General features: G+C 66.6%; 28 protein-coding genes and 1 pseudogene. 14 read left to right on the forward strand and 15 right to left on the reverse strand.

Features of this window, described 5'->3' with window-relative positions:
* Nucleotides 1-58 precede the first annotated feature (58 nt).
* Nucleotides 59-1825 carry a heavy metal translocating P-type ATPase gene (locus LQZ85_RS11265; RefSeq protein ID WP_157538118.1) on the forward strand — a complete coding sequence of 589 codons (1767 nt, stop codon included), beginning with the start codon at nt 59-61 and terminating at the stop codon, nt 1823-1825.
* On the opposite strand, the gene LQZ85_RS11270 is transcribed toward LQZ85_RS11265, so the two are convergent.
* Together LQZ85_RS11270 and LQZ85_RS11275 are read right to left on the reverse strand one after the other, a co-directional pair.
* On the reverse strand, nt 1822-2661 hold the full coding sequence (locus LQZ85_RS11270; RefSeq protein WP_056276971.1) for a universal stress protein: 840 nt from the start codon (nt 2659-2661) through the stop codon (nt 1822-1824). The two genes, LQZ85_RS11265 and LQZ85_RS11270, sit on opposite strands and share 4 nt — an antisense overlap.
* 37 nt (nt 2662-2698) lie before the next feature.
* A complete protein-coding gene (locus LQZ85_RS11275) occupies nt 2699-3370 on the reverse strand; it encodes a BON domain-containing protein (protein WP_056276968.1) in 672 nt (223 codons plus the stop codon).
* A 191-nt stretch (nt 3371-3561) separates the two neighbouring features.
* Between LQZ85_RS11275 and LQZ85_RS11280 the strand changes: the two genes are divergently transcribed.
* From LQZ85_RS11280 to LQZ85_RS11285, 3 genes are read left to right on the forward strand one after another with little or no spacing between them, the layout of a single operon-like run.
* The gene (locus tag LQZ85_RS11280) at nt 3562-3765 is read left to right on the forward strand and encodes a hypothetical protein (protein ID WP_056276965.1); all 204 of its coding nucleotides are present in this window, start codon (nt 3562-3564) and stop codon (nt 3763-3765) included.
* Nucleotides 3766-3790: 25 nt separating this feature from the next.
* Nucleotides 3791-4144: a DUF5655 domain-containing protein gene (locus LQZ85_RS17955; protein ID WP_056276962.1), complete on the forward strand. Its 354-nt coding sequence runs from the start codon at nt 3791-3793 to the stop codon at nt 4142-4144.
* Complete coding sequence (locus tag LQZ85_RS11285; RefSeq protein WP_230100895.1) at nt 4111-5097, forward strand: hypothetical protein; 987 nt, start codon at nt 4111-4113, stop codon at nt 5095-5097. The genes LQZ85_RS17955 and LQZ85_RS11285 overlap by 34 nt, the downstream gene beginning before the upstream one ends.
* Nucleotides 5098-5119: 22 nt before the next feature.
* Here the strand turns inward: LQZ85_RS11285 and LQZ85_RS11290 are convergent, their stop codons facing one another.
* The 3 genes from LQZ85_RS11290 to LQZ85_RS11300 form a co-directional block, all read right to left on the reverse strand.
* Complete coding sequence (locus LQZ85_RS11290; RefSeq protein ID WP_056276957.1) at nt 5120-5395, reverse strand: hypothetical protein; 276 nt, start codon at nt 5393-5395, stop codon at nt 5120-5122.
* A gap of 296 nt (nt 5396-5691) precedes the next feature.
* Nucleotides 5692-6660 carry a polymer-forming cytoskeletal protein gene (locus LQZ85_RS11295; protein WP_157538084.1) on the reverse strand — a complete coding sequence of 323 codons (969 nt, stop codon included), beginning with the start codon at nt 6658-6660 and terminating at the stop codon, nt 5692-5694.
* A 176-nt stretch (nt 6661-6836) separates the two neighbouring features.
* A complete protein-coding gene (locus LQZ85_RS11300) occupies nt 6837-7205 on the reverse strand; it encodes a GyrI-like domain-containing protein (RefSeq protein WP_056276953.1) in 369 nt (122 codons plus the stop codon).
* Between the two features lie 151 nt (nt 7206-7356).
* Between LQZ85_RS11300 and LQZ85_RS11305 the strand changes: the two genes are divergently transcribed.
* From LQZ85_RS11305 to LQZ85_RS11315, 3 genes and pseudogenes are all read left to right on the forward strand, one after another.
* Nucleotides 7357-7785, forward strand: a complete 429-nt coding sequence (locus tag LQZ85_RS11305) for a MarR family transcriptional regulator (protein WP_053098809.1) — start codon at nt 7357-7359, stop codon at nt 7783-7785.
* Nucleotides 7786-8035: 250 nt separating this feature from the next.
* Nucleotides 8036-9637, forward strand: coding sequence for an SPFH domain-containing protein (locus tag LQZ85_RS11310; RefSeq protein WP_053098808.1), 1602 nt, complete (start codon nt 8036-8038; stop codon nt 9635-9637).
* A gap of 103 nt (nt 9638-9740) precedes the next feature.
* Nucleotides 9741-10409, forward strand: a pseudogene (locus LQZ85_RS11315) (DEAD/DEAH box helicase); the annotation flags it as partial.
* A gap of 316 nt (nt 10410-10725) precedes the next feature.
* Here LQZ85_RS11315 and LQZ85_RS11320 read toward each other — a convergent pair.
* The 10 genes from LQZ85_RS11320 to LQZ85_RS11365 all read right to left on the reverse strand — a co-directional run bounded on the left by LQZ85_RS11320 (nt 10726) and on the right by LQZ85_RS11365 (nt 18901).
* Nucleotides 10726-11592, reverse strand: a complete 867-nt coding sequence (locus tag LQZ85_RS11320; RefSeq protein WP_082586637.1) for a sialidase family protein — start codon at nt 11590-11592, stop codon at nt 10726-10728.
* 59 nt (nt 11593-11651) lie between these two features.
* Nucleotides 11652-12242: a DUF305 domain-containing protein gene (locus LQZ85_RS11325; RefSeq protein ID WP_056279253.1), complete on the reverse strand. Its 591-nt coding sequence runs from the start codon at nt 12240-12242 to the stop codon at nt 11652-11654.
* Nucleotides 12243-12324: 82 nt separating this feature from the next.
* Nucleotides 12325-12786, reverse strand: coding sequence for a DUF6153 family protein (locus tag LQZ85_RS11330; protein ID WP_230100905.1), 462 nt, complete (start codon nt 12784-12786; stop codon nt 12325-12327).
* 51 nt (nt 12787-12837) lie between these two features.
* Nucleotides 12838-14940, reverse strand: a complete 2103-nt coding sequence (locus LQZ85_RS11335; RefSeq protein WP_230100896.1) for a heavy metal translocating P-type ATPase — start codon at nt 14938-14940, stop codon at nt 12838-12840.
* Nucleotides 14941-14995: 55 nt separating this feature from the next.
* Nucleotides 14996-15325, reverse strand: a complete 330-nt coding sequence (locus LQZ85_RS11340; RefSeq protein WP_056279247.1) for a cation transporter — start codon at nt 15323-15325, stop codon at nt 14996-14998.
* A 31-nt stretch (nt 15326-15356) separates the two neighbouring features.
* The gene (locus tag LQZ85_RS11345; protein ID WP_056279245.1) at nt 15357-15638 is read right to left on the reverse strand and encodes a metal-sensitive transcriptional regulator; all 282 of its coding nucleotides are present in this window, start codon (nt 15636-15638) and stop codon (nt 15357-15359) included.
* A gap of 273 nt (nt 15639-15911) precedes the next feature.
* On the reverse strand, nt 15912-16484 hold the full coding sequence (locus LQZ85_RS11350) for a GNAT family N-acetyltransferase (protein WP_056279243.1): 573 nt from the start codon (nt 16482-16484) through the stop codon (nt 15912-15914).
* 175 nt (nt 16485-16659) lie between these two features.
* Nucleotides 16660-17334, reverse strand: a complete 675-nt coding sequence (locus LQZ85_RS11355; protein ID WP_162253855.1) for an acyl-CoA thioester hydrolase/BAAT C-terminal domain-containing protein — start codon at nt 17332-17334, stop codon at nt 16660-16662.
* A gap of 291 nt (nt 17335-17625) precedes the next feature.
* Nucleotides 17626-18093, reverse strand: a complete 468-nt coding sequence (locus LQZ85_RS11360) for a GNAT family N-acetyltransferase (protein WP_082586635.1) — start codon at nt 18091-18093, stop codon at nt 17626-17628.
* Nucleotides 18094-18331: 238 nt separating this feature from the next.
* The gene (locus LQZ85_RS11365; protein ID WP_056279238.1) at nt 18332-18901 is read right to left on the reverse strand and encodes a TetR/AcrR family transcriptional regulator; all 570 of its coding nucleotides are present in this window, start codon (nt 18899-18901) and stop codon (nt 18332-18334) included.
* A gap of 146 nt (nt 18902-19047) precedes the next feature.
* Here LQZ85_RS11365 and LQZ85_RS11370 point away from each other — a divergent pair, with 146 nt between their 5' ends.
* The 7 genes from LQZ85_RS11370 (at nt 19048) to LQZ85_RS11400 (ending at nt 26856) form a co-directional block, all read left to right on the forward strand.
* Complete coding sequence (locus LQZ85_RS11370; RefSeq protein WP_056279236.1) at nt 19048-20706, forward strand: CocE/NonD family hydrolase; 1659 nt, start codon at nt 19048-19050, stop codon at nt 20704-20706.
* A complete protein-coding gene (locus LQZ85_RS11375) occupies nt 20703-21137 on the forward strand; it encodes a DUF3237 domain-containing protein (protein ID WP_056279234.1) in 435 nt (144 codons plus the stop codon). The genes LQZ85_RS11370 and LQZ85_RS11375 overlap by 4 nt, the downstream gene beginning before the upstream one ends.
* Before the next feature lie 73 nt (nt 21138-21210).
* Nucleotides 21211-22860, forward strand: coding sequence for an ABC transporter substrate-binding protein (locus tag LQZ85_RS11380; RefSeq protein WP_230100897.1), 1650 nt, complete (start codon nt 21211-21213; stop codon nt 22858-22860).
* 30 nt (nt 22861-22890) lie between these two features.
* Nucleotides 22891-23838 carry an ABC transporter permease gene (locus tag LQZ85_RS11385; protein WP_056279229.1) on the forward strand — a complete coding sequence of 316 codons (948 nt, stop codon included), beginning with the start codon at nt 22891-22893 and terminating at the stop codon, nt 23836-23838.
* Entirely contained in the window at nt 23835-24698 is an 864-nt protein-coding gene (locus LQZ85_RS11390; RefSeq protein ID WP_056279225.1) for an ABC transporter permease, read from the forward strand. The genes LQZ85_RS11385 and LQZ85_RS11390 overlap by 4 nt, the downstream gene beginning before the upstream one ends.
* Entirely contained in the window at nt 24695-26392 is a 1698-nt protein-coding gene (locus LQZ85_RS11395; protein ID WP_056279224.1) for an ABC transporter ATP-binding protein, read from the forward strand. Before LQZ85_RS11390 ends, LQZ85_RS11395 begins: the two co-directional genes overlap by 4 nt.
* Nucleotides 26389-26856 carry a DUF3237 domain-containing protein gene (locus LQZ85_RS11400; RefSeq protein WP_056279221.1) on the forward strand — a complete coding sequence of 156 codons (468 nt, stop codon included), beginning with the start codon at nt 26389-26391 and terminating at the stop codon, nt 26854-26856. The genes LQZ85_RS11395 and LQZ85_RS11400 overlap by 4 nt, the downstream gene beginning before the upstream one ends.
* Nucleotides 26857-26858: the final 2 nt, after the last annotated feature.

Genomic DNA, 26858 nt, shown 5'->3' on the forward strand with positions numbered 1-26858 from the left:
GTACCCGATCATCACCCTCACGGTTCTCGTCTTCGTCGGAGTCATCGCGGCGCTCGTGATGGAAGCCGAGAACACCGGTCGTTGGGCGGCCACGATCTACGTCGCCGCCTTCATCAGCTGGACACTGGTGCGAATGGTGCGGGATGTGCTCCGAGGGCACGTCGGTCTCGACATACTGGCGCTCGTGGCGATGATCGCCACGTTGGCGGTCGGTGAGTACGTAGCGTCGCTGATCATCGTGTTGATGCTGTCGGGAGGCGAGGCGCTGGAGGACTTCGCCGGACGACGCGCAAAGCGCGACCTCTCGGCACTTCTGGACCGTTCGCCTCGCACCGCGCACGTCCTGGAGTATGCCGACGCGGACGCTGGCGAAGCCATTCATGACGTTCCCGTCGACGAGGTCAAGATCGGGGATGTGCTTCTCATCCGCCCTTCAGAGATAGTGCCCATCGACGGGTCCCTTCTCACGGAGACCGGATCCTTCGACGAGTCGTCGCTGACAGGCGAGAGCATGCCGGTCACCCGTGAGATGGGCGGCGAAGTGATGTCCGGGGCGATCAACGGAAACCGGGCGGTACGGATCCGAGCAGTGCGGACCAGCGAGGACAGCCAGTACCAACAGATCGTCGCACTCGTGCGCGCAGCGGAAGACTCCCATGCGCCCGTGGTGAGGCTGGCCGACCGATTCGCGATCCCGTTCACCGCAGTCTCGCTCGTTCTCGCCGGGACCGCGTGGGCGTTGTCGAATGATCCGACACGGTTCGCAGAGGTCCTGGTCTTGGCAACGCCCTGTCCACTCCTGATCGCCGCCCCGGTCGCCTTCCTCGGCGGGCTCTCCCGGGCTGCGAAGGCCGGCGTGATCATGAAGGGCGGCGCCGTCATCGAGCAGATCGCCCGCGTGCGTTCCGCCGCCTTCGACAAGACGGGAACCCTCACCCAGGGCCGCCCACGACTCATCGAAGTCCGACCCGCCGAAGGCTTCGATGAGGATGAGCTCCTGATGCTCGCCGCCTCCGCAGAGGAGTACTCCTCACATGTTCTCGCCGACGGTATCCGTCGCGCTGCGGAGGATCGCGGCCTCGCGCTGCGCACCGCCAGCGCCGCACGTGAAGAAGCGACCAACGGCGTGGTGGCGACGATCGACGGGCGCACCGTGACCGTCGGGAAGCCCGCCTACGTCACCGCCATTGCACCCGATACTCCCAGGGCCGCGCTCGACGTCGGCGAAGCCGCCGCATACGTCGCCGTGGACGGACGATTCGCCGGCGTTCTGGTACTTGCCGATGACGCGCGCCCCGAAGCCGCGTCCGTGGTGTCCTGGCTCCGGAGTCACGGCATCGAACGGATCATCATGCTGACCGGCGACGTCCGGTCGACGGCGGAATCCGTGGGACATCGAATCGGTGTCGACGACATTCACGCGGAACTCCTCCCGCCCGAGAAAGTACGGCTCGCGCAAGACCTGCAGCCACGCCCGGTGATGATGATCGGCGACGGAGTCAACGATGCCCCTGTGTTGGCCGCCGCCGACATCGGCGTGGCGATGGGCGCGAAGGGCGCGACGGCGGCCGGCGATGCCGCCGACATCGTGATCCTGGTGGATTCGCTGTCGAAGGTCGTGGACGCCGTATCCATCGGCCGTCACACGCTGCGGGTCGCCCTCACGGCGATCTGGATCGGCATCGGGCTGAGTCTCGCGCTCATGATCGTGGCGATGACCGGAATCATCCCCGCAGTCGCTGGCGCGGTCACGCAGGAGTTGGTGGATCTGGCCACGATCCTCTACGCATTGCGGGCGTTGCGGGGCCCGCGGGATCTCGCTTAGCGCACCACGACGGTGGCGGTCGCGAGCCGGGAGAGGACTTCCTCGCTGGTGGATCCGAGAAGAAAACGAGCGATCGCCCCGCGCCCGTGAGACCCGACCACCGCCAGCCGGGCTTTGGCTGCCCGGTCGCTGATCGTCCGTCCCGGAGTGCCCCTCTCCACCACGCGATGCACGACGAGATCCGGATACTGTTGCCCGATCCCCGCCAGCGCAATGGCGAGTGTCTCTTCTGCCGCCTGCTGCATCCCTGACAGGTAGGTCGACGGGTAACCGTGCATCCCCACAGGCAGCGGAACGGTCGTCCATGTCGTCACAGCCGTGAGGACGTCGCCAGCTCTGTCAGCCTCCTCGGCAGCGAACGATATTGCTCGCTCGGAATCAGCCGATCCGTCGATGCCCACGACAACTCCACTTCGGTTAGTGAGATCGATGTCGGGCACCACCGCGACCGGGCTATGAGCGCCCGCCGCTATGCGGACACCGTGCAGACCGCGTCGGTCCCCTTTCGACGGACCACGGTGGTCGCTTCCGATGACGAGGAGATCGCAGACTATCGAGGCCTCGATGAGTTCGCCGACCGGATCGCCCCGCCCCACACGCGTGTCGACGGTCAGTCCCCGTGACTGCAGCCGAGTCGCCTCACGCGCAAGCATCGCCGCCGTCAACGCGAGAGCCTCCCGGAGCATCTCCCCCTCCCCGACCGCACCTACAGCACCACCGACGATCGAGATGAGGGTGAGTCTGCCACTGCGGTCATATGCGCGTCGTGCCGCCCACTCGACCGCCTCACGCGAAGCGTGAGTGTCGACGACGCCGACCAGGATGCTCTCCGGCATGGGATCCTACTTTCCGCTCCAGCGAACGCTCTCGTCATCAATCTGACTGGACTCTCACGTTGTTCTCGACCTCAGTGATGTGAGGAGAGGCCCACGCGGCACGACCTGCCTGCTCCTTCTCTGCCCACGACCGCACATGTCCGGACAGGGTGGCCCTGTTCCCGATGACGGTGACGACGATGTGGTTGGCGTCGAGCTGCGCGTTGCGGACAAGCGCGTTCCTGATTCGCTCCTTCGCATCGCTGGCAGAGACTCGAGCGAACAGCGTGATCCTGTTGTCGACCCGATGCACCCCGCGCAGATGCTGCACGGTTCGCTGCGCGGCCCGGCGTTGGAAGTCCCAGAGAACCTCGCCGGTGAGAATCACGTTGTGATCCGACACCTCAGCTTTGACTGTGTCGGGGACATTGTCTGCCCACTGCAGAGCGCGTCGCACCTCCCGGGCGACGTCCGTGTCCGTGATCGTGATCGATGCCTTCGGGTGCACGGTCAATGCGTCGACGACGGTCGACACGCCTCTCACACGCCGTGCCGCACGCTTGGCAGCGAGACGCTCCGAGTGCTGGTCGACCTCACCAGTGAGGATCACGGCGCCGTCCTCGACAGCAACGCCGATTCCGGCGGCGTCCACGTCCGGGGTCCAATCGAGTTCGTCCTGAACGGCGGTCTGGATGTCGTGGTCGCTGCGCGCCACGGTGGGAGTGCTCATTGCTCGTCCTCTCTTCGGTGCGGGCGATATCGCGCGCTATCCACAGACTTCCCGACTTCGCGAACCCCATGCAGGGTCATTGGTCCCGCAGGGACTGGATCAGAGGCGACCCATGACCGTCTCGGTCATGGGTCAAGGTTGAAAGGACTTCCGACCCAGGAGCTGCGCCCGGGCTGTGTGAAGCTCCGTCCATGCACGAACAACCGAGTCGAATCAGGGTCGTTGAGAAAGCCGGCCCGTGGGGGTTCTTCTTCCTGCTCTGCTACATCGGTGCTGCCATCTATTTCGTCTCGAACTCCAGCGGGGGTTTCTGGGAGGTCGTTCTCGGCCTGCTTCAGGCAGCGGTCTGGCCCGTCTACGTGACCTTCCACGTGCTCGGCATCCTCGGGGCGTGACGGCACACCCGGTGTGACGATGCAGATGGTGGGAGAACAGCTGTTCGTTCCTGATGAACGGGCGGTCGAGATCTACCGCGTCTTCGCTCGCTCTGTCAGTGCTCTCGCGCATGTTCGACTCATCGTGACTCGGAGCCAGGTGGCATTCTGGGCGCGGCACCCTTTCGCTTATGCGTGGAACCCGTCCCGGTACATCACGAGCGCAGTACCGATGGTCGTCTCTGTCGCGACGAATGGACCGCTGAGCTCTTCACGGATCAAGGAGGTTGTCCATCCGTCGCCGCGGACCTGGATGCATCACATCGAGCTCCGCTCGGTCACCGATGTCGATGAGGAACTTCTTCGATGGGTCGTGCAGGCCTACCAGGAAGCAGCCTAGCTGGCTCCGCACTCGCCCTCGTTCACACTGTCGGTGGGACCTTCGGTCCGGAAGTCATGGTCCCTGCGGGCCATGCTGTCTGGGTGAGGCAGTCAGAGGAGATCAGCTTTCTCGGCAAGGTCACCGTGGCCCATGTCGTCACCTACTTTGTGGTGGGCGCGGCCGCAGCGGCGATGCTCGATTACGAGTCGGTGTTCGCAGCACCAATCGTGCGTGACTACATGAAGGATTTCGGATCCGTCGCCGTGCTGATCGGGCCGCTGGTGCAGGTTTTCCGTGGTCTTATCATCGCCGCCGTGCTTCTGCCGTTCCGCTCTGCTCTCATACCGCGCTACGGGTGGCTTCGCCTGTGGATGCTGCTCATCGGGATCGGCATCCTCTCGACCGCAGCTGCGGCACCATCATCGGTCGAAGGAGTCATCTGCACCAGACTTCCTCTGTGGTATCACTTAATCGGCTTGCCCGAGATGCTCGGACAGACCCTCCTCTTCAGCATCGCTACTGCGCTGATAGCCCGCCACCCGACGGGAGTGCTCGCCGCACTCCCGCCGATCTTCGAGCGCCTCCTGCGCGCACTCGTGGCGGCATCTCTGGCGTTCGCCGGCTATGCGGTCGTGTCGGTCCTCTTCGCTCTGTCCGCAGGCGCTGAGATCGACCCCGGGGAAAGTCTCACCCTCAAGGTCCAGGGCCTGTTCATCGCGCCGTTTCTTATCAACGGCATCATCGCATTCGTGGCGACTCACGGCTTGACTGCTCGGGCCCGCCTTGTCGCTGCCCTCGTCTCGTTCTCCGCCGGTGTTGTGGTGATCGCCCTCTATCAAGCAGTAGTGAGCGGCGGCACGAACCTCCCCTACGCGCTGATTGCACCTGCCGTTCCGGCGGCCATCCTGTGGGTGCTGATGCCGCGAGAGTCGAGGCGGAGTGGCCCGGAGCCTCTGGCCGACGTTAGATAGAGTCGGGAAGCCGCTTCGGAGATCACGGAGTCAACAGCTGCTGCTCTTGAACGGTTCCGCGCTGCCGCGCCTCCGATGACGGCTCTCGATCCGACGGGTCAGAGTCGACGGCGAAGATCCGACCCTCGATGCTGATCGGTACGAACGTCACCCAGCGCCGGTCAGTGGACGGAGACGGCTGCGGTGCATGGCCGTCGAGCCGGCGAGCCTCCGATCCTGGCGCGATGTCCTCTGCGTATCCGATCATGGACACGGTGAACGCCTCACGCGTGTTGTATCCATCGATCTGAACGGACATCAGGCTGTGAGCCAGGAAGTCTCTTGAGCCATTGCCGGAGGCGGCGCAGAACATGAGGCGACCGTCCTCTATTACGTGAGATACCGGCGTGGCCTCTCGACCAGTCACCACCTGCGCTGCGATACGGACGTCGGCGTCCGCGAATCTGTTCCAGCACTCGTCCTCAGCCATTTCTCTGCACTGTGCACGGTCTCCCCACGGGGATCCGGAGCGGACTAGTTTCACCATGGTTCCACGCTGGTCCTTCCGACGCGGTGGCGTAGAGTCCAACGTCCCATGTGTGACGGGGGCACACGTCAGTGAGTGATGTTCGCAGGCGATGCCTCCTGTGCTGGCCGCGTAGGCGACGTTTCCGTGGCGTGCCACGGTCGCTGACGGTGGATCTCGAGGAGCTGGGCGCCGAGGCCGAAGAACACCATGAGCAGCCATGCGACGATGTTCAGCCACGGGATCTGCAGAGCCGCGATGAGGATCACGCCGCCCAATAGCGAGCGGCTCACCGGCCGTCGGTCCCCGCGAAGGATGAGGGAACCGAGGTAGTGGGCGACGAACGGAAAGCTTGCGAGGGTCAGCAGGAACCAGGTGATTGTTACTGCGAGCGCTAGCGGAGCTCCGACAATCGTCGTGAAGAGCAACAGAAGCACCAGAGGCGCGGCAATCGACGCGACAAGACCAACGAGGAGCGCCTTCCACGGTGACGGACGAAGGTGGTCTGTCACTCGTCGCAATAGGCGCGGGAACAGAAGGGCGGTGAAGAGTGTGACGAGGCTGAGTGCGACGAGCGCGTAGACGAGTCCGAGGAGCCAGCCGGCGAACACACCCCATGGCGACACTTCGACCTTTGGCGACTGCGGCTGGCTGATGCGTTGCACTGAACCGGCGACCGCATCGTCGGCTATGGACGCTTCCGTGTCGCTGACGTAGGTAACATCACCTCCCACCGAGCCGGCGATGCGGAGGGTGCCGACGCTCAGCACAAGGTCCCTCCCCACAGCGCCGGTAACGTGCATGGTGCCTGTGGCGCCGACGAGATCGTCGCCGACGGTTCCCGTATCCGCAACGGTGACGTCGGCGGCGAGGATAGTGCCGCTGCGTGAGATGTCACCACTGATCGTGACGGTTTGCGCGGACAACCGCACGCTTCCTTCGATGTCGCCGGTGATGGTGATGCTCTGGGCAGCTGCGATCACGTCTCCGGAGATGTCCCCGCTGATCACGAGACTCTGCGCGGATGCGTACACGTCGCCGTCGATCGTTCCGGACACGTCTACGGAGACGCCACTGTAGAACTGCGGCCCCTGGGCGTCGCCTGGCGCGAGAGGTGCCTGCGATGACCCTGTGCCCTGCGGACTGGTCGCTGCCGCGCCCAGCCCGGTGGCGAGGATGACGAAGCCCAGGAAGAGTGCTGACGCACACCTCCGGAGGACATGCGACACGTTGATCATCGCCTGTCCCCTTGCTTGCTCGTCTTCCCGGTCTTGGTGACTGGCCAGCAGATGCGGGTCAGCAGGTGCTGAGGATCGGGTTCGGTCGTGGGGTCCGATAGGTAGGTTTCCCACATCAGACCCGCCGGGGCGAGGTTCGCTTCTGACATATGCCGCGCGGCATCTGCGTACGCGCTCCCGATCGTCTCGTACAGGCCGACATGCGTGGCTTCCAGCCGTTCCCCTGCTGGCAACATCCCTGAAATCACGTTGCGAGTCGGAACGAAGTGCGTGGCGATCGGGTAGCCCGCTTCGATATCGACGGTCTCAGTCGGCGTGCCGTAGTACGCAGGCCCGTCGAGATTTCCGTGACCAAACCGTTGCATTCGTTACCTCGCCGTTATAGAGTGATCGCACGGTGAATGTTTGCTGTGGCATACACCGCATGTGATTGCAGGACACTCTTGGTGCAAGGGACAAGGGCCGGTCGGGAGCCTCTCCGACCGGCCCTTTACTGTTGCCAGTACGCTGTTCTCCATGACCGATCGCAAGCTCGCCCTCGAGGCCTGGGAGAGCCTGTTCCGTGCACAGCACGAGCTGTTCACGGAGATGAACACCGACTTCGATGACACCGATCTCGGGCAGGCGGAGTATGACGTGCTGCTCACGGTGACCCGCTCCCCCGGCATGTCGGCCCGCCTGCGCGACGTCACGGCGAACATGCTGATCAGCCAGCCGAGCGTCTCGCGCCTCGTCGACCGCATGGTCGCCCGCGGACTCGTCTCGAAGTGCCCCGACCCCGACGACGGGCGCGGTGCGCTGATCAGGGCCACCGACGCGGGTGTGCGCCAGTTCCGCAGCGTCGCCACGGTGCATGGCCGGTCGATCGCCGAGCGGATGTCGCGCCTCGACGACGCCGAGCTGAAGACGCTCCGCGATCTGGCGGAGAAGCTCCGCGGTCGCTGACCCCGACGCACGCTCGCAGTCCGCGGTCGCTGACCGAACGAGCTCGGCGCATACGGAGGGTTTCCGCCGTACGGAGGATGTCGCGGCGCTGAGCCTCCTCCGTATCGCAGATCTCCTCCGCGTCGCCGGGATCCGGCGGCATCCCGTCCCGACACCCTCCCCTCTTTTCTGGCAGGGTGGAGCGTGAACGCCCGCGCGGCCGCGCCGGCATCCACGACCGCCCCCTCGGGGGGAACCAGGGAGGTCATCCATGGAGATCGCCGGAATCGTCGGCATCCTGATCATCGTCGGGATCGGCATAGCCATCGCTATCGTCGTCCTGCTCATCCTGCTGCTGTTCGCACGCAGCTGGATCAAGGTGGCTCGCGCCGATGAGGCGCTCGTCATCTCGGGGCGCAAGCAGAAGGTGCAGCGGGCCGTCATCTCGGCCGACGGCACGACCAGAGACGAGATGTCGGAGTCGCCCGTCACGGTCATCGTGAACGGCAAGTCCCTCGTCAACCCGATCACCCAGCGCCACGAGATCATCTCGCTGCGCTCGCGTCAGGTGTCGCTCAACGCCGAGGCCCAGTCGCTCGACAGCGTCACCCTCAACGTCGACGGCGTCGCCATCGTGAAGATCGGCTCCGACCCCATCCTCGTGCGCCGCGCCGCCGAGCGTTTCGCCTCGCAGGACAAGGCGATCGAGCAGTTCACCACTGAGCAGCTCGAAGGTGCGCTCCGTGGAATCGTCGCGACGCTGTCTGTCGTCGAGCTCATGCGCGAGCGCAAGAAGTTCTCCGACCAGATCGCCGCCGACGTCTCGCAGGAGCTCGCCGAGCAGGGTCTGATCCTTGACTCGTTCCAGATCAAGGGCATCACCGACAAGGTCGGCTACATCCAGTCGCTCGGTGCTCCCGAGATCCAGGCGAAGCGTCAGTCTGCCGAGATCTCGCAGACCAACGCCGACCGCGCGATCAACCAGAAGAACATCGCCAACCAGGAAGCCAACCTGGTCGAGCAGACGGCTCTCGACACGAACACCGCCAACGCCAACGCCGGCATCGGTCGGGCTCGCGCCGAGGCCGAGCAGGCCGAGAACCTCGCCCGCGAGCAGGCTCAGCAGGCCGTGCTGCAGCAGCAGGCGGAGAACCGCCAGGCCCAGCTCGACGCCGACGTCAAGCGCGTCGCCGACGCACAGCGCTATGAGGCAGAGACCCGGGCACAGGCCGAGCTCTACACGCGTGAGCGTGCGGCGGAGGCGGGCGCGATCGAGCAGGTGAAGCAGGCCGAGGCCCGCACCCGCATCGCCGAGCAGCAGGCGCAGGCCGACAAGGCCAAGGCCGACGGTGAGGCCGCAGCCGCGATCGCCCGAGCCACCGGTGAGGCCGACGCACTGCGTGCGCAGGCCGAGGCCGAGTCCGAGGCCCGCCGACTGCGCGCGAACGCCGAAGCAGACGCCATCCGCGCCGAGGGTGAGGCGCGTGCCGCCGCCGTCGAGGCAGAGGCGAAGGCCATCGCCTCGAACCAGGACGCGTTCCTGTCGCAGCGGGTGCTCGACACCCTGCCGTCGATCATGGCCGAGTTCTCGAAGGGCTACGCCGCGATCGGCAGCGTCTCGATCATCGGCGGCTCCGGCGAGGACGGCGCGTCGAGCGTCGTCGGCGCCGACAGCGCGAAGGCACTCAAGTCGGTGTTCGACAGCGTCAGCGCGGCGACCGGCCTCGACCTCGCGTCGATCATCCAGGGCCAGGCCGTGGGTCGCGGGATCGGCGAAGGCGTGGCTGCGGCATCCGCACCGTCCACGCCGACCCGCCAGTCTGCGCCGACCACCCCGCCGCCGCCGGCACCTCCGGCTCCCGCAGCGGAGTAGTCAGCACACAGCGCACAGCGGATGCCGCGGCCGATTCGGTCGCGGCATCCGTCGTCTCCGCCACCCGTGCTCCATGACTCCGGAGACCAGGCAGACTGAGGGAATGACTGCCGCCCCCTTCGACCTCGCCGCCATCGGCGCCGGGCTCTCGTTCGCGGCCGCGCTGGACGAACTCGGGGCCGCGCTCGACGGGAGCGGAGCAGTGGTCGTGAGCGCCCCGCCCGGCACGGGCAAGACCACTCTCGTGCCGCCGCTGCTGGCGTCACGGTCGTCCGGGCGCGTGATCGTCACCCAGCCTCGCCGCGTCGCGGCTCGCGCCGCAGCCCGCCGCCTCGCTCATCTCGACGGCTCGGCGCTCGGCACCCGCGTGGGCTTCACCGTGCGCGGCGAGCGCTCGGCAGGTGCGGCGACCCGCATCGAGTTCGTCACCGCCGGAGTGCTGCTGCGTCGCATGATCGACGACCCCGGCCTCGACGGTGTGGATGCCGTCATCCTCGACGAGGTGCACGAGCGCGCACTCGAGACCGACCTGCTGATCGGCCTGCTCTCGGAGGTCCGCGAGCTGCGCGACGACCTCGTGGTCGTCGCCATGTCGGCGACGCTGGATGCCGCGCGCATCGCCTCCGTCCTCGGCACCGACGACCTGCCCGCGCCGATCGTCGACCACGCTGTGCCGGCGTTCCCTCTCACCGAGCGCTGGGCTCCCAGCCCGACGCCGCGCCTCGATGAGCGCGGTGTCACCTCGGGCTTCCTCGACCACGTCGCACGCACGACGACAGCGGCCGCACTCGAGCTGGTCCGCGAGGCGGAGTGCTTCGGCGGATCACTTCGGCACGCCCTCGGGAAGGAAGCCACCCGGCGTCCGGTGTTATGTGAAGGACAATCTCATCTTCAGCAACCACCCCGCGAGCGTAGCTGAGTCAGCGGTGCGCACGCCCACTCGCGCCGACAACGATCGTTTTTCGCAGCAGCAGTTAGTCGGCGCTTGAGGCGTGCCGCTATGGTTCGCCGAAACCTCGTATCGGCAGACAGTTTCGGCGTGTAGCGGGACAGGTGAGCGTCTTTCGCTGGAGATATCGTCCTCTCGTTTACTTGGCTATTGCCGCCAGGCCGCTGTCATCGAAGACCAAGATGTCACCGTCGTTCGTGGTCGCGAGCGCTTGCGCGGAGCCATGAGTGACGCCGGCTGGAACCCACTCGGCTTTGGATCCTGTGCTGGCCCAGATCTGTCCGCCGCGACCGACACCGACAAGCCGTTTGCCGTCAGGTGACACGGCGAGTAGATAGAGCGCAGGCGCCTCGTTCAGAGGTGTAAAAGTGGTGCCCTCATCAGTGCTGATTTGCACCCCGTCTGGGGTGGCGGCGATCAGTTGCCCTTCACTGTCGATGACGAGGCTGAACGCCAGAATTTCTCCGACCGCCGACCAGGTCTCACCGAGGTCGTCAGTGCGGAGGAGCTCCGCAGAGTCCGAGGCGATCCCGTAGAGGGTGTCGTTCTTCCCGACGGCAAGCACGTGGAAGTCTTTCTCGTCGGTGAATGAGACAGGCGTCCAAGATCTGGCGCTGTCGTCGCTCCGGATGATTCCGAGGTTGGGGGAGCCGAGTTCTGGGGCCGTGGTCGGTCCGGGATGCCCGGACGCGAGGAGAGCATCACCGACAGTGATGAGGCCCATTGCGTCGAAGTCGGTCGTCTCGATACGCGAGCCGACCTCCCCATCCGGTGTGGCCGTGTAGATCCCGTCATGGGCACCCAGGAGGTATCCGTCCTCGGAGGGGTTAGGCACGATCGCGTGGACGTGGCTGATGGACGCGGCGTGGTCGTGCCCGGTGGTGGGCTCGGCGGGTGCCGCGCAGCCGGCCAGCACAATGCTGGCCGCGATCGTTGTGGAGAGCGTGAGTGCCGCTCGGTGTCGCTGTCGAAAAGTGGGCAACGTGAGCTTCTTGAGGGTTCGCATGATGGTGTGCGCAACAGATCACGAGGTGGGGTGCGGGAGCCCCGCACCCCACCCAGGGATCACAGAGTTGCGAGGATCTCCTTCATGGTGGCGATCTCGTCGGTTTGCGTGTCGATGATCGTCTCAGCGAGTGCGATGGCGTCGCTGTTTTGACCGTTGTCGACTTCTTCTTGTGCCATGTCGACAGCGCCCTCGTGGTGCTGGATCATCTGCTCGAGGAACAGACGCCCTGCATCGGGACCGGTGGCATCTTCGAGGGCCTGCATGTCTTCTTCGGACATCATGCCGTCGCCATGGTCCATGCCACCCATGTTGCCCATGTCCGCGTCCCAGTCTTCGAGCCACTGATCCATCTTCTGGATCTCGGGCTCCTGAGCGGCCTTGATCTCTTCCGCGAGGGCGACGACGCGCTCATCGACACCGTCCTTGCTGAGCAGGAGATCGGACATCTCGATGGCCTGCTCGTGGTGCTCCTTCATCATGCGGGCGAACATGACGTCGTCGGTGTTCGCGTCGGCGGATGCGGAGGAGCCGCTGCCGTGGTCCATGCCGTCCATGCCGTTATCGGAGCCGGTCGTGACGACGCAGCCCGTGAGGGCGAGCAGGGCAGTGAGGGTGAGTGCGGCGATGGCCGCGGGTCGAATCTTCATGAGTGTTCTCCAAGGGTCGGTGATGAGGCCCGGCTATTGCCGGTGCCAGGGGTGCGTGCCCGCAGAGCGGGCTAGCGCGTTATCACGTGCGACTGATGCAGAGAACCGTGAGAGAGGGGGGTGGCGGAAGGGCGTGGGCACGGGCGGGCCAGCGCATGGTCGCGGCCGTAAGTATTGCGATCAGTGTCGCGTGCCGCCAGCCGAGCCCGATCCGCCCGAGCAGGATCGTGGCGACTAGGAGCGCGAGAACGCACGCCATCCACGTCATTGGGTCCCCGCCCCCGCACGTCGCGCATCCCGCATCCGCCGTCGGTGAGTCCGGCACGGCGGCGGCTGCGGACGTGTCGTGGTGATGGGCAGATACATCGGCCTGGGTGCTGACAGCGACGGTGTCGTGGTGGCCGGCAGTTGTCGCGTGCGAGTTGAAGGAGTGCATCGCCAGCAGACCCGCGATGACGCCCACCGCGACCGCGAGGACGGCCAAGACGGTATGGGTGAGCGTGCGCGGTCCCCGCACCTGTTGTGCGACGTTGATCAGCGACATACTCACCTCCCGTTCTCCTCAGCCTACGTCCGTCACCCTGACCGTTTCTTGCTACTTACCCGCTACTGCGTCCGGGCGGAGATCCAGCCGGCGCAGCAGCTGCGCGTTGAGCGCGACGACGATGGTCGACAGGGACATCAGCACGGCCCCCACGGACATCGGGAGCACGAACCCGATGGGGGCGAGCACGCCGGCCGCGAGCGGGACGGAGAGCAGGTTGTAGCCAGCGGCCCACCAGAGGTTCTGCTTCATCTTCCGGTAGCTGGCCCGTGACAGTTCGATCACCGACAGCACCGACCGAGGGTCGTCGCTGGCGAGGATGACCCCGGCCGAGGCGATCGCGACGTCCGTTCCCGCGCCGATCGCGATACCGACATCCGCCTGCGCGAGCGCGGGGGCGTCGTTCACGCCGTCTCCGACCATCGCGACCTTGCGGCCCTCGCCCTGCAGTTCTTTCACCTTCGAGGCCTTGTCCTCCGGCCGCACCCCGGCGAAGTACCGGTCGATACCCAGCTCGCCCGCCACGGAGGCGGCCACCGCGTCGGCATCACCGGTGATCATGACGACTTGCACACCCCGCTCGTGGAGGGCCTCGACGGCATGACGCGACTCTGAGCGGATCTCATCCGCCAATCGCAGTGCGCCCGCGACCTGACCGTCGACGAGGACGTGGAGGATGATCGCACCCTCATTGCGCCACTCATCGGCAACCGCCAGCTCCTGGGCGTTCTCCTGCTCGAGCATGTACGGCCCACCGACCTGCACGATGTGCCCATCGACACGCGCACGGACCCCGACCGCCGGCGAGGACTCGAAGTCGGACGAGGCAGGGACCGTGAGGTTCTTCTCCTTCGCCGCGTTGACGATCGCGCGAGCGAGCGGGTGCTCAGAGTCGGCTTCCGCGGCAGCGGCCCAGGCCAACAGCTGGTCAGAATCGGTGCCGGACACGGGGTCGATCGCGGTGACGGCGGGGGTGCCCTTGGTGAGAGTGCCGGTCTTGTCGAACAAGACGGTGTCGACGGTGCGCATACTCTCCAACGCGAGACGATCCTTGATCAGCACACCCCCACGAGCCGCCCGCTCCGTCGCGATCGACACAACGAGCGGGATCGCCAGGCCCAGAGCGTGCGGGCACGCGATCACCAGCACGGTGATCGTGCGGATCACCGCGGCGTCGGGCATGCCGACAACCGTCCAGACGATCGCGGTGATCGCGGCAGCGCCGAGCGCGAACCAGAACAACCACCCGGCAGCTTTGTCAGCGAGCCGTTGCGCCCGCGACGACGAGCTCTGCGCCTCGGTCACCAGCTTCTGGATACCTGCGAGAGCAGTGTCCTCGCCGATCGCGGTGATCTCCACCCGCACACCGGAGTCGGTCGCGACGGTGCCGGCGATGACCTGGTCGCCGTCGCTGCGGCGCACGGGCCGGGATTCTCCGGTGATCATCGACTCGTCCATGCTGGCCGAGCCCTGCACGATCCGCCCGTCTGCGGGGACCCGCCCGCCCGGGCGCACCACCACCACGTCACCCACCAGCAGATCAGACGGGGCAACCGTGACGGTTGTATCGCCCTCGATCTTTTCCGCCTCGTCAGGCAGCAACGCAGCCAAGGAATCCAACGCTGAGGTCGTCTGCGCGAGGGAACGCATCTCGATCCAGTGACCGAGCAGCATGATCACGATCAGCAGGGCCAGCTCCCACCAGAAGTCCAGTTCGTGGTGCAGCAGGCCCAGGCTCGCGCCCCATGATGCGAGGAACGCGACCGTGATCGCGAGAGCGATCAGCAGCATCATGCCGGGCTTGCGGGCCCGGAGTTCGCTCACCGCACCGGTGAGGAACGGCGCCCCGCCCCACACATACATGACCGTTCCGAGAACCGGGGACACCCAACCGACCCACGCAGCGTCCGGCAGCGGGTATCCGAGCAGCATCGAGAACATCATCGAAAACCCGACGACCGGAACCGCAAGGACCAGCATGATCCAGAACAACCGCCGGAACTGGCCCACATGATCACCGTGCCCACCATGTCCGCCATGTTCTGGCGAAGCGTCGTGATCGTGAATCATCGCAGCGTGGTCATGCTCCGTTGTCGGCGCCGCGCCGTGGTTCTCGTGTGCGGCGCGATGGCTGTGTTCGTCATGCTGGCTCATCGGAACTCCTTGCTCAGATGCGCCCGGTTGAGCCCGGGTGCAGACGGTTAGCGACTCAGGCCTGGCTGGTCGCGAGGGTATACCCGGCCTCTTCGACCGCAGCCCTCACAGCAGCAGGATCGACCGGTGCTGCGCTGTGGATAGTCACGCGGGAGGTGCCGCCGGCGTTCAGGTCGACGTCGACGGACTCGACACCGTCCACAGCCGCCAGTTCCTTACTGACGCTCGATACGCAATGCGAGCACGTCATCCCCGCAACCAAAACCTCTTCGGAGGCCGAAGATGAGGCCGCAGCAGGTGCGGACGCCTCGGTGTTCGATGGGACGGCGCAGCACGCGCAGCCTGCGTTCGCGTCCTTTAGGCCGAGTTCAATGCGATCAGTCATCGTGTGCTCCTTCAATAGACAGATGTGGCGGTCATGAACGGACCAGACGGGCAATGGCCTCGTTAGCCTCGCGGACCTTCTCTGCCGCAACCTCGCCACCCTCGGCGCTGGCCTCGGCCACGCAATGACTTAGATGATCGCTCAGCAGCGACAACGCCACCGTTTCGAGCGCTCTCGTCGCTGCAGATACCTGCGTGAGGATGTCGATGCAGTACTTGTCTTCGTCGACCATCCGTGCGATTCCTCGCACCTGACCTTCGACGCGACTCAACCGCTTAGCGAGATCTGCCTTGCCGTCGGTGTACCCGTTCATGGTTAAAAGATACCCCCTGGGGGTATCAAACTCAAGGTCGGTTCGCGCATTCCCGCGTGACTCGGTCCTTCTAGCGGTGCGAGCCCGACGAGAACTTGATGCGCCTGCCAAAAACGATCGTTTACGGCGTCTGCGCGGAAGTTGGCTTGGAAAGCCAGTCGCAACCCTGGCCCAAAACCATGATTCGGCAGACAGTTCCGGCGGAGCCGATGCATGTAGGGCGGCGTCTGTATTGTCACCCTGCCGCGGTCATGAGCCCGCCAGCGAGCCCGTTCACTCCAACCTCTTGCGAGCTTGCGACGTCGGCGCAGTGAGAACATGCAACGCGATCGCATCGCCCGGCATCGGTACTCGCCCAATTGAATCGAACTGCCAATTCTTGTACATCGACTGCACTGTGGTCGCGCGTTCGTAGACGCCGATGAACGTCTGTGTTTCGGGACGGCCTCGCAGGAGTTCATGCATGCATGCCCGAGCCACGCCGCGCCCGCGCTCGGACTCTCGAACCGCCAGCTCGTGCACGACGAGCGCGTTCTGCGGTGTCGCAAGCGCGGCCGCTGCCTGCTCGCTGTCCTCTAATTGCGACAGGATGCGCTGCCAGGGGGCGTCGTCGCCTAGTCCATGAGCCAGCGCGAATCCGACCAGTTCTCCGTCTGCTCTCGCCGTCACTAAGCGGCCGTCGCCGGCGAGCATTGACGGACCCCAGTCTGTGATGGTTCGCAGTTCGTTGGGGTCCTCGAAGTAGGGCGCGACGGAGAAGCTCGCGACGAACAGATCCGCGATGTCGTGCCAATCGGCCGTCGATGTCGACTGCGCGAATGTAGTCAACGAGATGGGCCGTGTCATGAGGGAATTTTATGAGCCGTCACTCCCCGCGCTGACATCAGGGAGTGACGACCCTCTGTGCTGCCGCAAACGATCGTTTGCGGCGCGACTGGTAGATCTGCCTCAGAACGGCCTCCACTAACGGCGTCCGTATCCAGGATTTGGCAGGGGATTTCGGCGGGCTGCAGGCCGTCGCCTACAGCTCGGCTATGACCGCTTCCCGAATGGCAGTCCAGGCGAGCGTTCCCAGCTGTGTGTCCGCGGCCTCCGAGCCGCCACGGGCCATCGACACGCCTCCCGTCACAAGCGGTTCCCCGGGGAGTATGGTTCGATGCCCGGCATCGGCGGTTGTCACGACGATCGTGTCGAGGCCGTGGCAGGAGCGGCGCGAGCTGATGCGGTCGGCGCTGTCAACGCTCGGCCAAACCTGGTCATCACCGCCCGCAACCACGACCAGCTTTGAAATGCGCTCGACGGGGATCGTGGCTTCCGCCGCTCGGGCAGCGTTCGTACGGAGCGACTTCTCGTAGAGAGGCCTGAAGCGCGCAGGTGTCTCCGCGACGTAACCGTCCCAATCGAAGGGCGTGTAGGGCAAAGGTCGTCCCTCAAAAGTCCAGTGCGAGGTTTCGCGCTGGTCATCGTAGCCAGCCCAGACCACGTCAGACGGAGCGAAGGCGACCACCCCATCGACTTGACTCGACAGAGCGCCACAGAGGAGGGCTGCTTCGGAACCGAAAGATGTTCCCATCATCCACACCCGATCGCACTCGCGGCTGAGGTCCTCGATGCGGTGCAAGAACGTTTCGAGTGGCACCTCCCATGGGCCGCTGGGCTGCCCATGGCCGCCGAACCATCTCACAGATTCCGCCACGGCGCCCGCCTCAGCGAGAACTCGCGCTCGCGCTTCATCGATTCGACCGCTCGAACCAGCGATAACCAGAACTCCCACGCCAGTTGGTCGTGGTGGAATCCATCGAACGCCCTCTGGGGAACCGATTTCATTTCGACGCATACGGCCAGTTTGCCTCGAAAGTCGGATGCGCCGGAAACGATCGTTTGCGGCGTTGCCGCACAGGGTTGGCGGAACGGGATGCCGCAAAGGTTCTCCAGAACCCGCTTTCGGCAACGGGTTTCGGTGCGCCCGAGCTACCGCTGCTGGCTGTCAGAGCAGCTTTCGTTCGAAGACCACATTGAGTGGGGTGAATCCCTCCGATTCGAAGAACGCGTGAGCGCTCGAATTGAAAGACCACGAGTCGAGCCTCATGGCGTCAACGTTCTCTGCTCGTCCGATAGCCACAGCAGCGTCCATCAGCTCCTGACCGATGCGCCGACGCTGCAAGGCAGGGTCAACCGCGATGTGGTGCACGTACAGGCTCTTGGACGCATGCCGGAATGGATTCGCGGGTCGCGCGCTGATCTCCGCGAGCAGGTAGCCCGCGGCCGCACCGTCAAGCTCGGAAATGAGGAGGATCGCCCCGTTGGCCAGTTGCTCAGCAAGGAACGCACGCAGCACCTCGCGATCAGGCGCTCTGAATAGGTCGGGCCTTCCTTCCGCGTGCAGCCGCTGGATTCCCTCGCTGAGGGAACCCAACCGATCAACGTCTGCCTCTAATGCTCTCCGTACCGACATGACCGAAGCCTATTGACTGCGGCCGCCTTCGGTCGGTCACGCGCAGATCAGCACCGCCGAAAACGATAGTTTTCGGCAGCATGGGCCCGGGTGACCGTCTCGCGAGCGACACACCATCAGGCGAGCCGCCGGAACTCCCCGCCGAAACTGATCCGCCGAAACGTCGGCATCAGCGTTTTCGGCAGGACAGCGGCATCGCACCGGCGGCAGACGCGCAACAGCCGCCCGCCGCCCGATCTCAGAGTGCCGCGACCAGCACCTCGACGGCGCGGCGCACCCGCGCTGTCCGCACCTCGTCGGGGTCGAAGTCACCCATGAACACGTTGCCGAGCGCGGCTGAGAGTGTTCCATCGGCGACCAGCTCGCAGGTCGCCGCACCGGCGTTCGGGTACTCCGCTGCCGCGAGCGCGGCCAGGGTGGTGCGCGTGCTGCCGTACGCCTCCGTGAGCACCTCGGCGATCGCGGGGTTCGTACGGGAGAGCTCGACGAAACCGAGCACGACGGCGTTCTCGGCATCCGATCGGGTGAAGTCCTCGCCGAACAGGTAGTCGAGCGCCTCGGTGAACGACGTCAGGGTGGACGGGAGGATCGTCAGCCCGCCCTTCTCATCGGAGAAGACGTGCCGCGCGGTCTCCGCGAGCAGCTGATCGCGGTTCCCGACGAAGTGCCGCACATGTCCGCGCGACATCCCTGCCGCCTCGGCGATGCGGTCGAGTGAGGTTCCGGCGATGCCGTGCTGGGCCACGGTCTGCAAGGTGGCTTCGATGATCTGGTCGCGTCGTTCTGCGGCCACGGTCGGACGTGCCATCGTTCCCCCTTTTCCCTGCATCAGCAGGATACATAGATGTTACAAGTTTTTAGTCTAGTCAGACTTGACTATTAACTTCGACGGACTTACGTTGTGATTCATCGAGCACCGCGGTCTTCCCGGCGCAGAGGTTTCGAAGGAGAGCAATGACCCGCTACATCCGCATCCCCGCGGCACCCGAGAGCGACCTGGCGCGTCCCGCCCGCATCCGGATGCGCGACGGCGTGCTGCTCGCGGCGGACATCTACCTCCCCTCGGACGGCGGCGACCGCGCCGGCGACACCATCCTCATCCGCCTGCCGTACGACAAGAGCGGCACCTACACCTACATCCCGTTGATCGCCGAGTACCTGATGGCCCGCGGCTACCGCGTGGTCGCCCAGGACGTGCGGGGCAAGTTCCGCTCCGAGGGCGAGGCGCTGCTCTTCGTCAACGAGGTGCGGGACGGCGAGGACACGCTCGACTGGATCGTGCAGCAGCCGTGGTCGAACGGCCGGGTCGCGATGTGGGGCGACAGCTACTACGGCTACACCCAGTGGGCGGCAGCGGCCAGTGGCCACCCCGCGCTCAAGGCGATCGCGCCTCGCGTCACCGGCACCCGCCTCGGCGAACCCGTGCATCGCGCACCCGGCGAGCGCGTCTCGGACGTCGAGTGGGCGATCACCTACCTCTATCCGGTGAGCCATTTCCATGGCAACGACACCTACCTGTGGGAGCCGGACTGGACTCGGCGCGACTTCGCCGCCCAGGTCGAAGACTTTCTCGCCGAGGCCGGAGAGCGCTCGATCTCTTATGACCAGTGGTACCCGCGGCCTGTTCACCTGCCGCGCTTCCCGCTCGGCTCGCCCTTCGCCGGCCGTTCGGTTCCGGCGCTGCACACGATCGGCTGGTGGGACAACTGCTCGCCCCTGTCGTGGGCCGATGTCGACGACATCGCGAAGAGTCCGGCGTGGGCCGCTCACCATCACCTCCGCATCGAGTCGATCGACCACGAGGGCTACGAGCTGCTCAGCGACCCGGCCGACCGCGTGGCCGAGCGCACCGACGACCAGGTGCGTGCGCTCCTCCCCCGCACTCTCGACCCCGCGCTCGAGTTCTTCGAGGTCTACCTGCGCGGCCACGGCGCCCCCTCCGACATCCCCGCAGTGCGCTGGAACCTCGCCGGTACGACAGAGGAGCGGACGGATGCGGCGTGGCCGCCCGCCGGCATCCGCACCGTCACGCTGCAGGCGACCGCAGAGGGAGGGCTGCGCACGGATGCCGCAGAGCAGCCGACCGAGCTGACGTGGACGCACGACCCCGACGACCTCGTGCCGTCGAGCGCCGAGGACGCCTTCTCCTTCCTCCTCGAGATGCCGGACGACGCACCGATCGGCGCCCGCGGCGACGTGCTCGTCTTCACGTCGTCTCCGGTCGCCGCCGATGTCGACCTCGCCGGCCCCGTGAGCGCCACCGCGACGGTCCGCTCCGACGGCCCCGTGCTCGACCTGTTCGTCCGACTGCTCGACGTCTCACCCGACGGCACAGCACTGCGCATCGCCCGCGGGCAGCGTCAGATCGCCGAAGCCACGACGCCCGCGACCATCGACATCGGCCTGGGGCAGATCGGATACCGGCTCCAGGCCGGCCACTGCCTCCGCGTTCACGTGTCGAGCAGCGACTATCCCGAGTTCATCCCCCAGACCGGCACCGGCGCCGACCCGTGGGCCTGGGGGCCGACCGCGACCAATCAGCAGCACCTCACCGTCGGGGGCCCCGACGGGCTCACGATCCACCTCCCCGTCCTGGATGGAGAACTGTCATGACCACGAACACCCCTCAGCCCGAGCCGATCCTCGAGTACGCCTTCGAGATCCGGGTCGACGTCGACACCGACATCCACCTGGGCCGTGGACCGCACGAGGTGCTCGCCTTCACCCCCATCACCGGGGGCACGATCGATGGCCCCCTGCTGCAGGGCACGGTTATCGCCGGTGGAGGCGACTGGTCTGTCGAGCGCGACGGCACGTTCCAGCTCGAGGCGCGCTACCTGCTGCGCGCAGCCGACGGTGCGGCGATCGACATCCTCAACCGCGGCTACTACCGCGAAGAGGCCGACGGCTCGTCGTACTTCCGCACCGCCCCGGTCTTCCAGACCGACGCACCCGAACACAGCTGGCTGAGCCGCAACCAGTTCATCGGCCTCGCCCGCGACGAGGACGAGCAGATCTGCATCCGCGTCTACGTCGTCAGATGACCCGCACCGCCCGCACCACCACCCCCGGCGGGGTCGACGACGCTCCCGCTGCACGCACCTGAGAGGACCCGACATGACCCGCACCACCCGACGCCGGTTCACCGTCGCCGCCGCCCTGGCGACCGCGACCGTTCTCGCCGCCACCGCCTGTGCACCGCGCGCCGGCACGACAGACTCGTCCACTGACGAGATCGACGCCTCGTCGCTGGTCACCGCGCTGCCCGCGGCGACCACGCCCGTCGACGAAGTGACGTGGGCGGTCGTCGAGGGCGAACCTCAGACGCTCGACCCGTCGTCCTCTGCCAACATCATCATCCCGAACCTGTGCGACAGCCTGCTCACGGTCGAACCCGACTTCACCCTCGAAGCGGGCATCGCCGAGACGGCCGAGTGGGTCGATCCCGTGACCTTCGAGATCACGGTGCGCGATGGCGTCACCTTCTGGGACGGAACTCCGGTGACCGCCGCGGACGTCGCCTACAGCCTGGAGCGCAACCGCACCCCCGCGTCGCAGTGGTACGCGGCCTTCGCATTGGTCTCGAGCATCGAGACGCCCGACGACGACACCGTCATCGTGCACTTCGCAGCCCCGGACACGACATTCCGCGATGCCCTCGGCGGCGGAGGCGGAGCCGTCATGAGCTCCGCCTTCGGCGCCACCGCGGGTCAGGACCTCGGAACCTCCGGCGGCGGCCTGATGTGCGCGGGCCCCTACCAGCTCGACGAGTGGAAGCCGGGCTCCGAGATCTCGGTCACCGCGAACCCCGACTACTGGAACGGCGCTCCGCTGACCGACCGCATCCGTTTCGTGTTCGTCACCGACGGCCCCACGCTCACCTCCGCCCTGACGGCTGGCGAGATCGACGGTGCATTCACCGTGCCTCCCGGATCGCGGCAGAGCTTCGAGGCCGACGGCGGCGCCGGCCGCCTGATCGCGGGACCCTCCACGGCCTCGTACAGCTTCGGCCCCGCGTCGGCCGACAGCGCGGCCGCCGACCCGCGAGTGCGGCAGGCGCTGAGCCTCGCCATCGATCGCGACGTCTACATCGACACCGTCCTGCAGGGGCTCGGCGAGGTGCAGAAGACGATCGTGCCCCCGTTCGTGTGGAGCGGCATGGAGGCGAAGGACATCTACCAGGATGCCTACGACGCCCTCCCCGCACCCGAGGTCGACCTGGATGCGGCCAAGAAGCTGATCGCCGAGTCCGGCATCGACACCTCGGTGCCCCTTGTGCTCGCGGTGCCTGCCGGCGCGAAGGAGTTCTCGCAGACGGCATCCATCGTGCAGAGCGCGGCCAAGGACATCGGCCTCACCATCTCGATCGACGAACGCCAGCCCGCCGACTTCGGGGCACTGTTCTACACGCCCGAGCTGCGCGAGGGCATCGACTTCGTCGCGACGACCGGATACCTCGAGGTGCCCGGCGTGCTCGACTACCCGCAGCTGTTCATGCTGCCGGCCGAGATCGGCGGCATCTTCAACTGGTCGGGCTATGCGAACGACGAGGTGACGGCCGACCTCCAGGCGGCGCGCACAGCGACGGATGCCACCACAGCGGCCGACGCGTTCGTGAGCGCACAGGAGATCTTCGCCGCCGACCAGCTGCAGGTCACCCTCGCCGGCGCCTACCAGCTCACCTACCTGTCCGACGACCTCACCGGGATCACCACCTCGGTCGCGATCTACAGCTCCCCCTGGGCGCTGCACCTCGGCGGCGAGTGAGTCGTCCAGGACGACAGAACGGATCCCCTCATGATCAGGATGGTGCTCGGAAAGCTGGGCGGACTCGCGCTCACGCTCTTCCTCGCCAGCGTCATCATCTTCTCGGCGCTGCTGCTGACGCCCGGGGACCCGGTGTCGGCGCTGGCGGGCGGTGCTCGTCCGACCCCGGAGCTCATCGCGGCCATCCGCGCCGAGTACCGACTCGACGACCCGGTCTGGTTGCAGTACCTGCACTGGCTCGGCGGCGTCGTCACCGGCGACTTCGGCCGGTCGTTCGTCTACAAGACCGACGTCTCCGTGCTCGTGGGGGCCCGCTTCGAGGTGACCTTCCAACTGGTGCTGCTCACGACGGCCCTGATCGCGGTGTTCGGCCTCGGCTCCGGCATCCTCGCCGCGGTGAGCGGCCGCCGTACCGACATGATCGTCTCGGTCTCGACGTCGCTCGGCATGGCTCTGCCTACGTTCATCGTCGCGATCCTGTTGATCTGGATCTTCGCCACCTCGCTCGGCTGGTTCCCGACCTTCGGGGCGGGTGACGAAGGACTCGATCGGCTCTGGCACCTCGTTCTGCCTGCGGCGTCGCTCGCGCTGATGTTCATCGCGTACATCAGCCGGGTGACGCGCAGCGCTCTCGTGGCGCAGCTGCACTCCGAGCATGTCGAGACGGCCCGGGTCCGCGGCATCCCGTGGCCGCGGGTGTTCCGTCGTCACGTCTTCCATAACGCGGCGCCGCAGATCCTGGCGATCTCGGGCACGACGATCGCCGGGCTCTTCGCGGCCTCGGCAATCGCCGAGCAGGCCTTCGGCCTCGGCGGCATCGGCTCCCTCCTCACCGAGGCTGCGGCCCGCAAAGACCTCCCGGTCGTGCAGGTCGTCTCGCTGCTGCTCGTCACGCTGTTCGTGGTACTGAACGCGATCGCCGACCTGCTGGCGGCGGCGATCGATCCCGACAGCGCGGGAACCAGGAGGAACGCATGAGCGTCGGTCAGCTCGCCGCGGGGCGCATCCCCGTCGCCGCACGTCGTCTCGCCCGACGGGACCCGCTCGTGGTCGTGGCCGTCGTCGTGCTCGCGGTCATCGCCGTGATCGCCGTCGCCGGCCCCTGGCTCGCCCCCTACTCACCCGACCAGCTCTACGTCGGGCCCACGAACGGCGTGGTCTCCCTCGACCATCCGTTCGGCACCGATGACCTCGGCAGGGACATCCTGTCGCGGGTTCTCGCCGGCGCCTCGGCCAGTGTCGCGGCCCCGGTCATCGTCGTCGTGCTCTCCACCACGCTCGGCATGGCGCTGGCCGTCACCTCCGCCTGGTTCGGCGGATTCGTCCGCGGCACGATCGCGCGCATCATCGACGTGATCTTCGCCATCCCGGGCCTGGTGCTCGCCGTCCTCGCCGTGGCCATGTTCGGCAAGGGACTCGTCGCCCCGGTCGTCGCACTGTCGATCGCGTACATCCCGGTCGTCGCGCGCCTCACCCAGACGGCGGCCTCGCGCGAACTGGGTCGTCCCTACGTCGCAGCGCTGCGGGTGCAGGGGGTGTCGAGCGCGGCGATCTGCTTCCGTCATCTGATCCCCGCACTCATCCCGGTCGTCGCCGCCCAGGCGACGGTCGGCTTCGGCTACGCGATGCTCGACCTCGCCGCGATCTCGTTCCTGGGTCTCGGCCAGCAGCCTCCCGCCGCCGACTGGGGATCCATGATCGCCGGAGGGCAGGCCGCCATACTCGCCGGGGCTCCCGAGCAGTCGCTCTTCCCGGCGGCGCTGATCGTCGTCACCGTGCTCGCGGTCGGCATCATCGGCGCACGCACCACCACCTGGGCAGAGGAGAAGGAACGATGACGGCACCGGTGCTCGAACTGCACGGCCTGGCGATCGGCATGCAGACTCCCGAGGGGCCTCGCATGCTGGTTCACGACTGCACGCTCGACGTCGACCTCGGCGAGTCCGTCGGCCTCGTCGGCGAGTCCGGCTCGGGGAAGACGCTGAGCGTGCGGGCGATCGCCGGCCTCCTGCCCGAGTCCTTCACGACGGCGGGAAGCATCCGCGTCGAAGGCCAGGACCTCGCGTCCCTCGACGACCGCGGGCGACGCGAGCTGCGGGCGCTGCGCATCGGCATGGCGTTCCAGACGCCCCGCGCGCACCTCAACCCGCTGCGGACGATCGGCGACTTCCTCACCGAGGCGCTGGTCACCGTGGCAGGCTTCACCGTCGACGCCGCCGAGCGTCGTGCGATCGAGCTGCTCGACGAGGTCGGAGTCCCCTCTCCCGCCCGTCGACTGCGCCAGCGACCGGCCGAACTGTCGGGCGGCCTGCTGCAGCGGGTCATGATCGCATCCACTCTGGCGATGGATCCCCGTTTGCTGCTCGCCGACGAGATCACCACCGCCCTCGATGTGACCACACAGGAGGAGGTCATGGCGGTGATCGGCGACCTGCGTCGCCACCGCGACCTGTCGCTGCTGTTCATCACCCACGACCTCGCTCTCGCCGGTGCCGTCTGTGATCGGGTCGTGGTGATGAAAGAGGGGCGCACGATCGAGACGCTGCGGGCGGGGAGCATGAGAGAGGATGCCGCGCAGGACTACACGCGCATCCTCATGTCGGCCTCGCTCGACGCCGTGCCGCTGACCGCGGGGCCGTCGAGTTCCGCCGAGACCGAGCCGCTCCTGCGAGTGGACGGTCTCAGCAAGCGATTCCGCGTGCGAGCGGCCCGTGGGCGCGGGCACGAGGTGCTCACCGCCGTCGACGACGTCTCGTTCACCCTCGCTGCCGGAGGATCTCTAGGCATCGTCGGGGAATCCGGGTCGGGTAAATCCACCACGGCCCGCATCATCTGCGGCCTGGAGCGCACGGATGCCGGCACCGTGCACGTCGGCGGCTCCGATTGGAGCACACCCGCCGCCTCGGGCACCGAGCGCCGCATCCGCGCGAAGACCGCGCAGATGGTCTTCCAGGATCCGTATCAGTCGCTCGACCGACGCCAGACCGTGCGACAGTGCCTCACCGAAGCGATCCGCGTGCACCGCCGCGACGACGACCGCGCCGCGCTCTCCGCGCGAGTGGGCGCACTGATGGACTCCGTGCGCCTCGACCCCGCCCTGCTCGACGCGCGTCCGCGCTCGCTCTCCGGAGGCCAGCGGCAGCGTGTGGCGATCGCGCGGGCACTGGCCGCCGAGCCGCGCATCCTCGTGCTCGACGAGGCCGTGTCGGCGCTCGACGTCACCACCCGAGTCGAGATCCTGACGCTGCTCGAACGCATCCGCCTCGAGACCGGCGTCGCGCTGCTGATGATCACACACGACCTCACCGTCATCCGCCGACTGTGCGACGACGTGGTGGTGATGCGCGAGGGCCGCATCGAGGAGCGCGGCGCTACCGGCACCGTGCTCGACGACCCTCAGGCTGAGTACACCCGCCTGCTTCTCGACTCGATCCCGAGCGAGGGCTGGGCGCCGCAGCGGCGCATTCCGGTGCGCACTACTCCGATCCCGACGATCGGACTCGACCGACCGACCACGAGGAGACGGCGATGACCGACACCGAGCTGATGACCCCCGCATTCGAGTTCTGCTTCGAGCTGCAGGTCGATGTGACCCCGCCTCAGCGCATCGGTCGGGGTGAGGGCGGCCATCTGCACTTCACTCCGATCATCGGCGGCCGCGTCACCGGGCCTCGCGCTGAAGGGCGTGTCGTTCCGGGCGGAGGCGACTGGTGGGTCGACCATGGCGTCACCACCCAGCTCGATGCGCGGTATCTGATCGAGATCGACGGCCATCTCGTCGATGTCGTCAACCGCGGCTATTGGCGGGCGAACGAGGCGGCGATCGCGCAGTTCGAGTCGGGCGGACAGCCGTCCGAGCACGATCTCTACTACCGCACGGCGTTCGTGTTCCAGACGGATGCGGAGCCCCTGCGTTGGCTCGCCGAGTCGCAGTTCGTCGGCTACGCGCGACCGGGAGACGACCAGGTCGTCATCCGCGTCTTCCGAGTGGTGTGACG

Origin of the sequence: Microbacterium sp. Bi98 (assembly GCF_918698045.1) — a bacterium.
Lineage (GTDB): Bacteria > Actinomycetota > Actinomycetes > Actinomycetales > Microbacteriaceae > Microbacterium.